A 12,438-nucleotide genomic window follows, 5' to 3' on the forward strand; every position below is an offset into this window, starting at 1 on the left:
CTCCTGATCTTGAGAGATTTCTCCTACACTCTCGCGGTAAACCGGTTTAGTAGTCGGGCGGCGGACACCAGACGATCTCTGGGTCCGTCGCGCGATCAGCCCCACGAAGTACAGCCATCGCGCGAAACGGCTTGTCACGGCCTTATGGCCAAGTTAATCGTTCCTGTCATCGACGAAGAAGACGGCAGGCTCACATGACCACAACGAGAAACGGGAGATGGTCGTGAAGATCCCCGCCAAAGCAGCACTGTCCGCCTGCACCGCCTTTGGACTCGCCGCGGCGCTGACCGCCTGCGGCGGCTCCTCCGACGGCGGTGACTCCGGCGGCGGCGACGAGGGGCAGCAGACGCTCACCTACTGGGCCAGTAACCAGGCGGCGAGCATCGCGGAGGACGAGGAGGTCCTCACGCCCTCACTGGACCGCTTCACCGAGGAGACCGGCATTGAGGTCGAACTCGAGGTGATCCCGTGGGGCGAGCTGTACAACCGCATCCTTACCGCGGTGAGCAGCGGCGACTCTCCCGACGTCCTGAACATCGGCAACACCTGGGCGCCCAGCCTCCAGGAAACCGGCGCGTTCGTGCCGTTCGAGGGCGACGCCCTGGAGGCCGTCGGCGGTCAGGACAAGTTCCTGCAAAGCAGCTACGCCACAGGCGGTGTCCCGGGTGAGGCCCCGACCTCGGTCCCGCTCTACGGCCTGTCCTACGCGCTGCTCTACAATCCCACCCTGTTCGAGGAGGCCGGCATCGAGGAGCCTCCCTCGACGTGGGAGGAGTTCATCGAGGTCGGCCAGGAGCTGACCAAGGACACCGACGACGACGGCGAGATCGACCAGTGGGGCTTCACGATGGAGGCCGGCAGCGAGCGGCAGAACTCGCACATGGCCTTTGTTCTGGGCCAGCAGCAGGGGGGTCAACTCTGGGACGACGGCCCGACCTTCGCTTCCGACCCGCAGGTCACGGCCGTGCAGCACTGGGTTGAGCTGATGACCGAGCACGAGATCGTCTCGCCCAGCAACGCCGAATACACCGACGGCACGCAGTCGGTCAGCCAGTTCGCCGACGGCAAAGCTGCCATGATCATCACCCAGGGCAGCTCGCGGACCACCCTGGCCTCGCGCGGTTTCGAGGACTACGAGATCGCCCAGGTCCCGATGTTCGACCCGCTGCCCGGCGAGCCGATCCAGAGCCACGCCGCCGGCATCAACATCAGCGTCTTCAACAACACCGACAACCAGGAGGGCGCGCTGCAACTCGTCGAGCACCTGACCAGTGCCGAGGAGCAGACCTACCTGGCCCAGGAGTTCCAGACGCTGCCCATCGCCAACGATGCCTACGAGGACGAGGCGTTCCAGACCGACTCCATGCAGACCTTCCAGACGATCCTCAGCGAGCACGCCGCGCCGATGCCGCTGATCCCGCAGGTGGGTGAGATGGAGACGACGCTGGGCGGGCAGATCGCCGCCCTGTTCGCAGACGCCGCCACCGGCACGGAAATCGATGAGGACGCGGTCCGCTCCGTTCTGGAGGAGGCCGAGTCTCAGATGCCCGCAGCGAACTAGGTACTCCCCGGCCGCCCCGCCCACTGGCGGGGCGGCCTTCCTATGGAGGCTTTGATGTCGACCACCCAAAAACCGCCGCCCAGAGCGGATATAGCGGCCCCACCTGCCGCACCCGATGATGACGCCGTGCCCAAACGGCGCCGGCGTCGCGACTCTTTCCTCCCCTACGGGATGGTGCTGCCCGCGGCAGTGATGGAGCTGCTCATCCACATCATCCCCATGATTTTGGGGATCTACATCGCGTTCATCTCCCTGACGCAGCTCACCATCCGCCGATGGACCACAGCCCCGTTCGTTGGGCTGGACAACTTCGCCCAAGGGCTCGACCCCAGCGGTCCCATCGGCAGCGCCCTGTTCGAAAGCCTCTTCCGTACCGCGGTCTACACCACCCTGGCAGTTGGACTGTCGTGGGTTCTGGGGATCGCAGCCGCGGTCGCGCTGAACACCAATTTCCGAGGGCGGGGCATCCTGCGCACCTTGTTCCTGGTGCCCTACGCGCTCCCGGTCTATGTGGCCGCCATTATCTGGGCCTTCATGTTCAACCAGCGCGACGGCATGATCAACCGGTTGATCGTCGAAGACCTGGGACTACTGGACGACCGGCCCTTCTGGCTGATCGGCGAGAACTCCTTCTGGGTCCTCGTGATCGTGTCGGTGTGGCGGCTGTGGCCGTTCGCATTCCTGATGCTGCTCGCCGCGTTGCAAAGCATCCCGGGAGACATGTACGAAGCCGCCGCCATCGACGGTGCCTCGACGTGGAAACAGTTCACCAGCATCACCTTGCCCATGGTGCGACCGGCCAACGCCATCGTGCTCCTGGTCATGGGATTGTGGAGTTTCAACGAGTTCAATATCCCGTACCTGCTGTTCGGTGATACCTCGCCAGAGAGCGCACGGTTGATCTCCCCCCTCATCTACGAACATTCCTTCGTCAAGTGGAACTTCGGGCTGGGGGCCGCCATGAGCGTGCTGCTGCTCCTGGTTCTACTCGTCGCTTCGGCGATCTACATCCGGATGGTCCTGCCCAAGGGACGTGCCAATGACTGAGACAACCGGTTTCCGGTGGTTCCGCCGGCTCACGCTGATCTTTTTGACCCTGTTCACCCTCATGCCGCTGTACGTCCTCGTGCTGACCTCGATCAAGCCGTTGGCGGACGTGCGCGGAAGGTTCCTGTGGGTCCCTGAGGAAATCACCTTCGCGCCCTACATCGACATGTGGTCGACTATTCCCCTGGCGCGTTACCTGGGCAACAGCCTCTTCGTCACCCTGACAGCGACGTTCTTCGCGTTGATCTTCGCGGTGCTGGCTGCCTACCCACTCGCCCGGATGCGGTTCCGCGGCGAGCGCGTCTTCAGTATGACGGTGCTGTCGACGCAGATGTTTCCCGGCATCCTGTTCCTGCTGCCGCTGTTTCTGATCTTCGTGCAGCTCGAAGATATCCTCGGTATCCAGTTCACCGGGTCCTACCTCGGGCTGATCATCACCTACCTGACGTTCGCCCTGCCATTCTCGATCTGGATGCTGTCGGGCTACCTCAGCGCCATCCCCAAGGAGCTGGAGGAAGCCGCGATGATCGACGGCACCAGCCGGGTCGGAGCACTGGTGCGGGTGATCCTGCCGGTCGCCCGTCCAGGCCTGCTCGCCGTCGGGGTGTTCGCGTTCATCACCGCTTGGGGAGAGGTGCTGTTCGCCTCGGTGCTCACCGACACCGAGACCCGCACCCTCTCGATCGGTCTGAAGCTCTACCGCAGCCAGGTCGACGTGATGTGGAACGAGCTGATGGCGGCCTCGCTGACCATCTCGCTCCCGGTCATCGTCGCGTTCGTGCTGGTGCAGCGTCACATCGTCTCCGGTCTGTCGGCCGGTTCCGTCAAGTGACGCCGCCCGCGGTGTCGGCGGGGCTGGCTGATCCCCGCTGGCACCGCGGAACGGCACGCCGCAGCGCCCTGGCCGCAGCCACGCGCACGGGATGGGCCGCGGCCGGCACAGTACGGCGCCTCGTAGACCGTCAGTCCCGACTGCCGGCACCAGGCCGGTTGCGCTCCTCGGGCATGGGCAAACCACGCTGGGGCGGCAGACCGGTGACGGAGCGCTCCCGCCCTTGGGTGAAGCGCCAAGCCAGGCCCGTGAGTCTGAGCAACCGCGCCACGCAGGGTGAGAGGGAAGCGATCACAAGCCGGCCCCCCGCGTTCTCAGCGTGGTTGGCCACTCTGACCAAGGCGGCAAGACCTCGGGCGTCGCAGAAGGTGACTCCGGAGAGGTCGACGACGGTGTCGGGGCCGTGCCGCTCGATGACGCCGATCAGCTCATCGGCGAGTTCGTCGGCTGTCGCCAGATCCAGTTCGCCCGTGACGTGGACATACGGGGGTTCGGGTGCCGCGTCCACCACGAGGACGTACAACGGCCCCGCCGCCCCCTGACCGCCGCAGGAGCAGGCGTAGACCGTGGTCTGGGATAGCAATGCCATCTGGGTTCGCCCTCCTCGATTCGCACTCTCACAGTGCCGTACCACATCCCCCCAGGTGAGAGGCTAAAGTCCCAACGTGGTTCGACGTTGGCCCCGACGGTGGCCACACCTGGCCCCATGCGCCGTATCCGCCCTGGAGCCCCTGGAACGACCGGGGATGATGTGGTGAGGTGGGGAGTGTGAGCGCGATTCCCGAGCAGATGAGCGCGTGGATTGTCGAACGCCCAGCGCCGATCGCGGAACGGCCGCTGCGCATGGTACGGCGCCCGGTTCCCAAGCCGGGCCCCGGTGAGGTGCTGATCCGTGTGGAGACGTGCGCGGTGTGCCGGACGGATCTCCACCTGGCCGAAGGCGATCTGGCGCCGCGATGGCCGGGGACGGTTCCCGGCCACGAGGTGGTCGGCCGCATCGTCACCAGCGGCCCAGACGCCACGGCTTTCGAGGAGCAGGCGCGGGTGGGGGTGGCCTGGCTCCGCTCTACCTGCGGCCACTGCCGGTACTGTCAGCGAGGCGCGGAGAACCTGTGCCCGTCATCGACCTACACGGGATGGGACACCGACGGCGGTTTCGCCGAGTACCTGACCGCCTACGAGGACTATGTCTACCCGCTGCCCGAGAGCGGCCCGGCCGGCCCGCTCGCCCCGCTGCTGTGCGCCGGGATCATCGGGTATCGGGCCCTGCGACGCGCTGAACTACCGCAAGGTGGCACGCTGGGAATCTACGGCTTCGGCGCTTCGGCGCACCTCGCCGCGCAGGTGGCTCTTGCGCAGGGTGCGACGGTTCATGTGATGACACGCTCGCAGCAGGCTCGGGAACTCGCCCGTGAGCTGGGGTGCGCCTCGGCAACGGGGGCCTATGACGCTCCTCCCGAGGCTCTGGACGCCGCGATCCTGTTCGCACCGGTGGGCACGCTGGTACCGGTGGCGCTGCGCGCGCTGGACCGCGGGGGGACGCTGGCGATCGCGGGTATCCATCTCAGCGACATCCCCGAACTCAACTATCAGCGTCACATATTTCACGAGCGCACAGTGCGCAGCGTAACGGCCAACACTCGTTTTGACGGTCGGGAGTTCCTCGCGCTAGCCGTCGAGTACGGCGTTCAGGTGACGGTCAGCCCTTACGCTTTCGATCGGGCCGACCAGGCCCTCGCCGATCTGGCTGCCGACCGGGTCAGCGGGGCAGCGGTACTGGAAATGCCCCAGCCGGCCCGCCCCTAGGCGCTCTGGGCCACAGGACGTGTCCCCCACCAGCGGGTGAGTACGGGGCGGCGAAGGTCAGGCGCGGGCAGCAGCGAGAGTGCCCGCTGCGGCGGTGTTCTCGGAGCGGGTAGTCGCGAGCTCCAATGGGCACGACCGGTCGCAGTCTCCTGTACCCGCGCCGGGAGAGCAAGGGGTGCCGTCCCCGTGTCGATGTGCGGCTCGGTGTCGGGATGGCTACGAGGCGATATCGGGCGCCGCTGTGCCCATCGTGGCCAAGACGCAGGCGCCCGACCCGCGCGCCACGCCCCGTGGCCCGGGGCCCAATACGCGATTCGCGGCCCGGTTATGCGCGGAGTTGGCCCATTAGAGGTGGGATCACGCAAAAGTGGGGTGACACGGTCGGCACACCGGGGGCGGGCCGCAGCGATCGTGAAGCCGACATTGCCCGCTGTCACTAACCGGCGATTCCGGGCTCGGGACCGGCAGGGCGGGCCGAGGGGACGATCATGGGGCGAGATCATGGTTTACCCGCTCTGAGCTGGCCGATTCCCTACGACGCGACCTGGCGACTGAATTAACTTAACCGGTTGTGTTGCTAGCCACATTTAATCTACTATGGCAGCGGCGCCTCAGGTTTCGTTGTCGGGCGACTACAACTATCCCGCCCGCATATCCCCCCTTCGATTCGATAATTCTTCGCTGAGGTTAAGCATGAAAACAAGATTCGCGATAGCGGGAACGACACTGTTCGCTCTCCTGCTCTCGATGTTTGCCTTCGTCCAGCCTGCGCAGGCTGCGACCGGCTTCTATGTGGAGAACGGGCGTCTCTACGACGCCAATAGCAATGAGTTCATCATGCGGGGCGTGAGCCACCCTCACACGTGGTTCCCGAATGAGACCGATGCGTTCGCCGGCATCAAATCCCACGGCGCGAACACCGTTCGGGTGGTACTGAGCAGCGGCGACCGCTGGACCCGCAACGACGCCAGCGACGTCGCCAACGTGGTCTCAGAGTGCAAGGCCAACCAACTGATCTGCGTCCTTGAGGTCCACGACACGACCGGCTACGGCGAGGAGAGCGAAGCCGCGACGTTGGACCAGGCCGTCGACTACTGGGAGAGCATCCAGAGCGCGATCGAGGGCGAAGAAGAGTACATCCTGATCAACATCGGCAACGAGCCCTACGGCAACGACGAGGCCACCTACTCCTCGTGGGCCAGCGACACCTCGGATGCGATCAACCGGCTGCGTGACGCCGGCTTCGAGCACACGCTCGTCGTCGACGCGCCCAACTGGGGCCAGGACTGGTCCTACACCATGCGCGACAACGCCGAGACGGTCTACAACAGCGACCCGACCGGCAACACGATGTTGTCCATCCACATGTACGGGGTCTTCGACACCGCCTCCGCGGTCAGCAGCTACCTCAACAGCTTCGTCGACCGAGGACTGCCGATCATGATCGGCGAGTTCGGCCACAACCACTCCGACGGCGACCCCGCCGAAGACGCGATCATGTCCAACGCCGAGTCCCTGGGCGTGGGCTACATCGGCTGGTCGTGGAGCGGTAACAGCGGCGGAGTCGACTACCTGGACATGGTCAACGACTTTAACGCCAACAGCCTCACCTCGTGGGGTGAGCGGATCTTCTACGGCGCCAACGGCATCGACGAGACCGCCGTGGAGGCATCCGTCTACGACGGCGTCGACCCCACCCCCACCGACGACCCCACTGACGACCCCACCGACGAGCCGACGGATGAGCCGACGGATGAGCCCACCGACGAGCCGACCGACGACCCCACTACCCCGCCGGCGGGTGGCTGCTCGGCCGAGTACTCGCTCGTGAACCAGTGGGGCAGCGGCTTCCAGGCCGAGATCACGGTCACCGCCGGTGATTCAGACATCAGCGGCTGGCAGGTGGACTGGACGTTCACCAACGGCGAGAGCATCAACTCGCTGTGGAACGCCAACGTCACCAGCAGCGGCTCGGACATCACCACCACCAACAAGAGCTACAACGGTGACGTCAGCGCCGGACAGAGCACCTCGTTCGGATTCACCGCCTCGGGCACCAACGAAACACCGTCGCTGAGCTGCTCGGCTAGCTAACGAACCAAGGGACACGCTTCGAGACGGCCCAGCCGTACCGGAGAGGTCCCAGCATCTCCACAAACCGTTGCGCCAGCCGGTGGCCGGCCCCCGCTTGTCGGGGTCCGGCCACAGGTATCGTGTGGTCCGGCCCGTGGCCGCCGAAAGCGGGCCGGCCTGCTGGGCTCAGAGCTCGAACCGCTCCAGGGCGCGGATCTTGTTGGTAGCGTCCAGAGCTGCGACTTTGTACGCCTCCGACAGCGTCGGATAGTTGAAAACGGCGTCGACGAGGTAGTCGACGGTCCCGCCGCACCCCATCACGGCCTGACCGATGTGGACCAGATCAGTGGCCCCGGTACCGAAGACGTGCACCCCCAACAGCTTGCGGTCATCGGTGGAGACCAGCAGCTTGAGCATGCCGTAGGAGTCACCGACGATCTGGCCGCGCGCGAGTTCGCGGTAGCGGGAGATCCCCACCTCGTAGGGCACGGCCGAGGAGGTCAGCTCGGCCTCGGTGGCGCCGCAGTAGGAGACCTCGGGGATGGTGTAGATCCCGATCGGCTGTAGCCCCGTCATCTCGTTGGTGGGCTCCGCGAAAGCGTGGTAGGCGGCGAGCCGTCCCTGCTCCATGGAGGTGGCCGCCAGCGCCGGGAACCCGATGACATCGCCCACCGCATAGATGTGCTCTACCGAGGTGCGGTAGTGCTCGTCGACTGCGAGACGGCCGCGGCCGTCGGCTTCCAGACCGGCCTTTTCCAGGTCCAGCTCTTCGGTCATGCCCTGGCGTCCGGCCGAGTAGAGGACGGCGTCGGCGAGGATGCGCTTACCGCTGACCAGGGTGGTGACCGTGGCGTGTTCGGAGACGGCCACGTCCATGACTTTCTCGCCGAATCGGAAGGTCACTGCGAGGTCGCGCAAGTGGAACTTGAGCGACTCCACGATCTCCGGGTCGCAGAAATCGAGCATGCGCTCACGTTGCTCGACGACGGTGACCCGAGTTCCCAAGGCGGCGAAAAGGGAAGCGTACTCGATACCGATGACGCCGGCCCCCACCACCACAAGGGAGGAGGGGACCTCTTCGAGACGCAGGACCTCGTCAGAGTCGAGTACGCGCGCCTCGTCGAAGTCGACCTGCTGTGGCCGGGCGGGACGGCTGCCACTGGCAACCACGATGTTGCCGGCGCTCAGCGAGATGCGTTCGCCCCGCGGCCCTTCGACGGCCACGGTATGCGGGTCGACGAACCGTGCAGCGCCGGTGACGAGCTCGATGTTGTTGCGTAGGAGTTGGGAGCGCACCACCTGCACCTCGCGGTCGACCACGTGGCGGGTACGGGCGAGGAGATCGGAGATGGTGATGTCGTGCTTGACACGGTAGCTGGCGCCGTAGAGGTCGCGCTGATGCATCCCGGTCAGGTAGAGCACAGCTTCGCGTAGTGTCTTGGACGGGATGGTGCCTGTGTTGGCGCACACGCCGCCCACCATGTCGTGGCGGTCGACGACGGCAACACGTTTGCCGAGCTTGGCAGCGGCGACGGCCGCTTTCTGTCCGCTGGGTCCCGAGCCGATGACGATCAGGTCGTAGTCATACTCGCGCACACTCACGTTCAATAGCGTGCTCGCGGCGGAGTTGACGGCGCAAGGGGGTGTCCACAGCTCGGTCGGAGATATTCCGCGCATCGCACAAACGTCCTAGTGGACCGCAGACACCGCCGTTTTTCGCCCCGGCGGCCACCACCGGGGCGAAAAACGCGGGCAGGGCTCATGGCAGCACCGCGACGCCCCCGTAACCGCCGGCACTGTCGAACCGGAGCGGCTCGCTATCGGAGCGCCACTCCATGACCGGGACCAGACCGGGGTCGACCAGTTCAAACCCGGTGAAGATCGCGGCAATCTCGGCTGGGGTGCGCAGCAGCAGCGAGGAGGTGGTGCTCTGGTAGACCCGCTTCACGTTATCGACGTCCTCGGGTTCGGTGCTCTCGTGAGTACCGTGCGAGAGCGCCAGGAAACTGCCGGAGGGCATGTGCGCGCGGAAGGCCGCAACGATGTCGGAAGGGTCCTCGACGAAGTGGAACAGCGCCATGCACAGCAGTGCCCATGGCTGGGTGAAGTCGATGAGCGCCCGAGTTTCGGGATGGCTGCGGATGCGCTCGGATTCGGCGATGTCGGCGGTGATCACGGCGGTGCGATCGTTTTCCGCCAGCAGGGCTTGGCTATGGGCGAGCACGATCGGATCGTGGTCGACGTAGACGACGCGGGTCTCGGGGGCGTGGCGTTGGGCGATCTGGTGCACGTTGTCCTGAGTGGGCAATCCCGATCCCAAATCGATGATCTGGCGGATACCCGCCTCGGCCACGAGGTAGCGCACCACACGTTCCAGGAACCGACGGTTCTCGCGCGCCAGCGCCCGGGAGTGGGGGGCGTGCTGCTCAAGCGCACGCGCCGCATCGCGATCGACGGCGAAGTTGTCCTTACCTCCGAGCAGGTAGTCGTAGATGCGCGCCGGTGTGGGAGTGTCCGCGCTGATCAGGGGAGGTGTGTAGCCATCGCTGCCGCTATTGGCGAGGGGATCATGACTCATGAGGGATTTTCTGTTGCTGGGGCCGCCCTACGGGGCGACACGGGCAGGACAACGGGAAAGATTGGGGTCGCGGTGCGTAACGGAGAGGAAGCGCCGCTGGTCTCGAAACGGGACGAAAACATCTTCTGGCGAAGGATAGGCGCGGTCCCCGCCTGGGGTCGAGGACGGGGCCGGGCTCGGTGGCTGGACACGCGGGTGACGGTCGATGCCGGCCCGCTTCCAATGGCGGCGTGACCGCCGTTGCCGGCGCAGCGGGCGGTGGGGGTGGGGCTGTGTACGCGCAGGGGCGGTGGGTAGCGGTACCGGGGTAATGACCGTGGGGTAACTGCCCAAGAAGGTGGGCGCCGTGCAGGAGACGTTCTCGCTGGGGCGTGTCGCCGGAATACGGGTGGGGCTCAACTGGAGCGTTCTGGTCATCTTCGCCATCATCGTCTTCGGATTGGCGGAGGGGCGGCTGCCCAGTGTCTACCCCGATCGTCCGGCCTGGCTCTACTGGGGCGTGGGAATCGCCACCGCTGTCGTATTCTTCGCCTCGTTGCTGGCCCACGAGCTCGCCCACGCCATTGTGGCCCGCCGCAACGGGGTTGTCGTCGACGGGATCACCTTATGGCTCCTGGGCGGCGTCGCCCGGATGCGAGACGAGGCGCCTACCCCGGGTGCCGAGCTACGGATCGCGGGGGTGGGTCCGGCTGTCAGCTTCCTGCTGGGGATGCTGTTCGCCGTTGTGGCGTGGCTGCTAAGCCTGGTGTCGGCGGTTGGGCTGGATGTCGAGGCGGTGGCCTGGCTCGCTGCGATCAACGTTGTAGTGGCGGTATTCAACGTCATTCCCGCCGCACCGCTTGACGGTGGCCGGTTGCTGCGCGCGCTGTTGTGGTGGCGCACCGGGGACCGGGTCCGCGCCGCCGTCGGCGCGACCACGGCTGGGCGTTTCCTCGGGTGGTTTCTGGTGCTACTTGGGCTTTACGTGTTCCTGCGGGGAGCCACGCTGAGCGGAATATGGATCGCCCTCATCGGAAGCTTCCTCATCGCCGTTGCCACGAGCGAAGGCCGGCAGGTGCAGGTGCGCAACATGCTGGCCGGCGTAACGGTCCGGGAGGCGATGACCCCCGACCCCGTCATGGCGCCTGCCGGCACCACGATCGCGGATTTCCTCTATGGCCCGTTGTTCAGGTACCGGCATTCGGCGTTTCCGGTCACTGAGGATGGGACTACCGCGGTGGGACTGGTGACCGTGGCGCAGATCCAGGACGTGGCAGTGGCGAACCGCTCCTCGACCACAGTGGCGGACGTGATGCTCCCGCTCGACGACAGCATCACGGTGAGCCCCGACGAGCCGTTGGCGGACCTCCTCGACCGCCTTGAACCAAGTCCTGATCAGCGCTGGCTGGTCATCGACGACGGCAGGCTCGTCGGCATCGTCACTCCCTCAGACGTCAGCCGCGCTGTCACGTGGCTGACGTCGTTGACGTCGCGTGCGGGCAGGCGAGACGGGTAGTGATCGGCCGGCGGCGACGCGACCCTTTTCCGCGTTTTCCACACCGACTCACAGCCCAATAATTATTAGTTTAATTAGGTTTTAATATTGACGTGACCTGTATCACGGTCGCACACTTACCGGACGGTCAACAGCAGGCCCGCCCCGTCGAGGGCACAGCGGCGCCGTTCCCCGGTGTCCTCGAAACAGCCGCAGCGGCGGGCCAACCGCGACGAGCTTAAGGACGGACAACGCGATGGCAGCCTACGTCGGGCGCGGGGTACACGGCCAGATCGTGCAGCTCCTCGGTTCCCGGATCGTGTCAGGGGAGATCGCCGAAGGTGCGACGATCGACCTCACAGCACTGAGCGAGGAACTGGACCTTAGCCTCACCGCGCTACGAGAGGCACTGAAGGTGTTGGCGGCCAAGGGCCTGGTCGACTCCCGGCAGAAACGGGGAACGTTTGTGCGGGAACGGTCGCAGTGGAACCTGCTCGACCCTGACGTGCTGGGCTGGCAGCTCGCCACCGGCGCCGCGGGCACCTTCTTCCGGGACCTATCCGAACTACGGATGGCCGTGGAACCGGCTGCCGCCCGGCTGGCGGCGCGGCGACGGACCGACAGCGACGTGGGCGAACTGCGCGCAGCGTTGCGGGCGGTGCGAGAAGCCGCCGACGCCTCCCCCGAAGCCGCCGCGCGGGCGGAACTGGCCTGGCACCGTACCCTCCTCGCGGCGACCCACAACGAAATGTTCAGCCGCATGGACGTCTTCCTCGCCGCCGGGTTGTCGCACCAGCAACACCCGAGCGAGGCAGCGGGCCAAGATGAGGCGCTGCCCAGCCACGCAGCGGTGATCGACGCGATCGCGGGCGGCGACGAGGCCGCCGCCGACGCTGCCATGCGGGCGCTGCTGGACCGCACCACCCCAGAGCGGGAGCTCGTACCAGCCGGGGAGGCCACCGAGGCCGGCCCTGGCTGATGAACGTGAGGGGGCGGCGACCATGCCCATTACCTGCCATAGCCTGGAGGGTCTCACGCCGGTGGAGTGGCACGGGGTGGCGCTCCCC

The 12,438-nt window shown here is 66.1% G+C and carries 10 protein-coding genes; 7 read left to right on the top strand and 3 right to left on the bottom strand.

Annotation, left to right across the window (positions count from 1 at the left end; all coding sequences use genetic code 11):
* The first annotated feature begins 217 nt into the window (after positions 1–217).
* Genes ABD848_RS01790 through ABD848_RS01800 form a run of 3 tightly spaced genes read left to right on the top strand, consistent with a single transcriptional unit; the run spans position 218 to position 3,440 of the window.
* Positions 218–1,561: an ABC transporter substrate-binding protein gene (locus ABD848_RS01790; protein WP_344966547.1), complete on the top strand. Its 1,344-nt coding sequence runs from the start codon at positions 218–220 to the stop codon at positions 1,559–1,561.
* Positions 1,562–1,615: 54 nt separating this feature from the next.
* Positions 1,616–2,608 carry a carbohydrate ABC transporter permease gene (locus ABD848_RS01795; protein WP_344966549.1) on the top strand — a complete coding sequence of 331 codons (993 nt, stop codon included), beginning with the start codon at positions 1,616–1,618 and terminating at the stop codon, positions 2,606–2,608.
* Positions 2,601–3,440, top strand: coding sequence for a carbohydrate ABC transporter permease (locus ABD848_RS01800; protein ID WP_344966551.1), 840 nt, complete (start codon positions 2,601–2,603; stop codon positions 3,438–3,440). The genes ABD848_RS01795 and ABD848_RS01800 overlap by 8 nt, the downstream gene beginning before the upstream one ends.
* A gap of 130 nt (positions 3,441–3,570) precedes the next feature.
* Here the strand turns inward: ABD848_RS01800 and ABD848_RS01805 are convergent, their stop codons facing one another.
* On the bottom strand, positions 3,571–4,029 hold the full coding sequence (locus tag ABD848_RS01805) for an STAS domain-containing protein (protein WP_344966553.1): 459 nt from the start codon (positions 4,027–4,029) through the stop codon (positions 3,571–3,573).
* A gap of 179 nt (positions 4,030–4,208) precedes the next feature.
* Here ABD848_RS01805 and ABD848_RS01810 point away from each other — a divergent pair, with 179 nt between their 5' ends.
* Complete coding sequence (locus ABD848_RS01810) at positions 4,209–5,246, top strand: zinc-dependent alcohol dehydrogenase family protein (protein WP_425567378.1); 1,038 nt, start codon at positions 4,209–4,211, stop codon at positions 5,244–5,246.
* A 693-nt stretch (positions 5,247–5,939) separates the two neighbouring features.
* Positions 5,940–7,340 (top strand): cellulase family glycosylhydrolase, encoded by a 1,401-nt coding sequence (locus tag ABD848_RS01815; protein WP_344966555.1) that lies wholly within the window; start codon positions 5,940–5,942, stop codon positions 7,338–7,340.
* Between the two features lie 165 nt (positions 7,341–7,505).
* Here ABD848_RS01815 and sthA read toward each other — a convergent pair whose 3' ends face one another.
* Both sthA and ABD848_RS01825 read right to left on the bottom strand, forming a co-directional pair.
* Positions 7,506–8,921: a Si-specific NAD(P)(+) transhydrogenase gene (sthA, locus tag ABD848_RS01820; RefSeq protein ID WP_344966557.1), complete on the bottom strand. Its 1,416-nt coding sequence runs from the start codon at positions 8,919–8,921 to the stop codon at positions 7,506–7,508.
* A gap of 157 nt (positions 8,922–9,078) precedes the next feature.
* Positions 9,079–9,897, bottom strand: coding sequence for an SAM-dependent methyltransferase (locus ABD848_RS01825; protein ID WP_344966559.1), 819 nt, complete (start codon positions 9,895–9,897; stop codon positions 9,079–9,081).
* Between the two features lie 346 nt (positions 9,898–10,243).
* On the opposite strand from ABD848_RS01825, the gene ABD848_RS01830 reads away from it, so the two are divergent.
* Together ABD848_RS01830 and ABD848_RS01835 are read left to right on the top strand one after the other, a co-directional pair.
* Complete coding sequence (locus tag ABD848_RS01830) at positions 10,244–11,392, top strand: site-2 protease family protein (RefSeq protein ID WP_344966561.1); 1,149 nt, start codon at positions 10,244–10,246, stop codon at positions 11,390–11,392.
* Positions 11,393–11,627: 235 nt separating this feature from the next.
* A complete protein-coding gene (locus tag ABD848_RS01835; protein ID WP_344966562.1) occupies positions 11,628–12,350 on the top strand; it encodes a FadR/GntR family transcriptional regulator in 723 nt (240 codons plus the stop codon).
* The last annotated feature ends 88 nt before the right edge of the window (positions 12,351–12,438 follow it).

Source organism: Salinactinospora qingdaonensis (assembly GCF_039539445.1).
Lineage (GTDB): Bacteria > Actinomycetota > Actinomycetes > Streptosporangiales > Streptosporangiaceae > Salinactinospora > Salinactinospora qingdaonensis.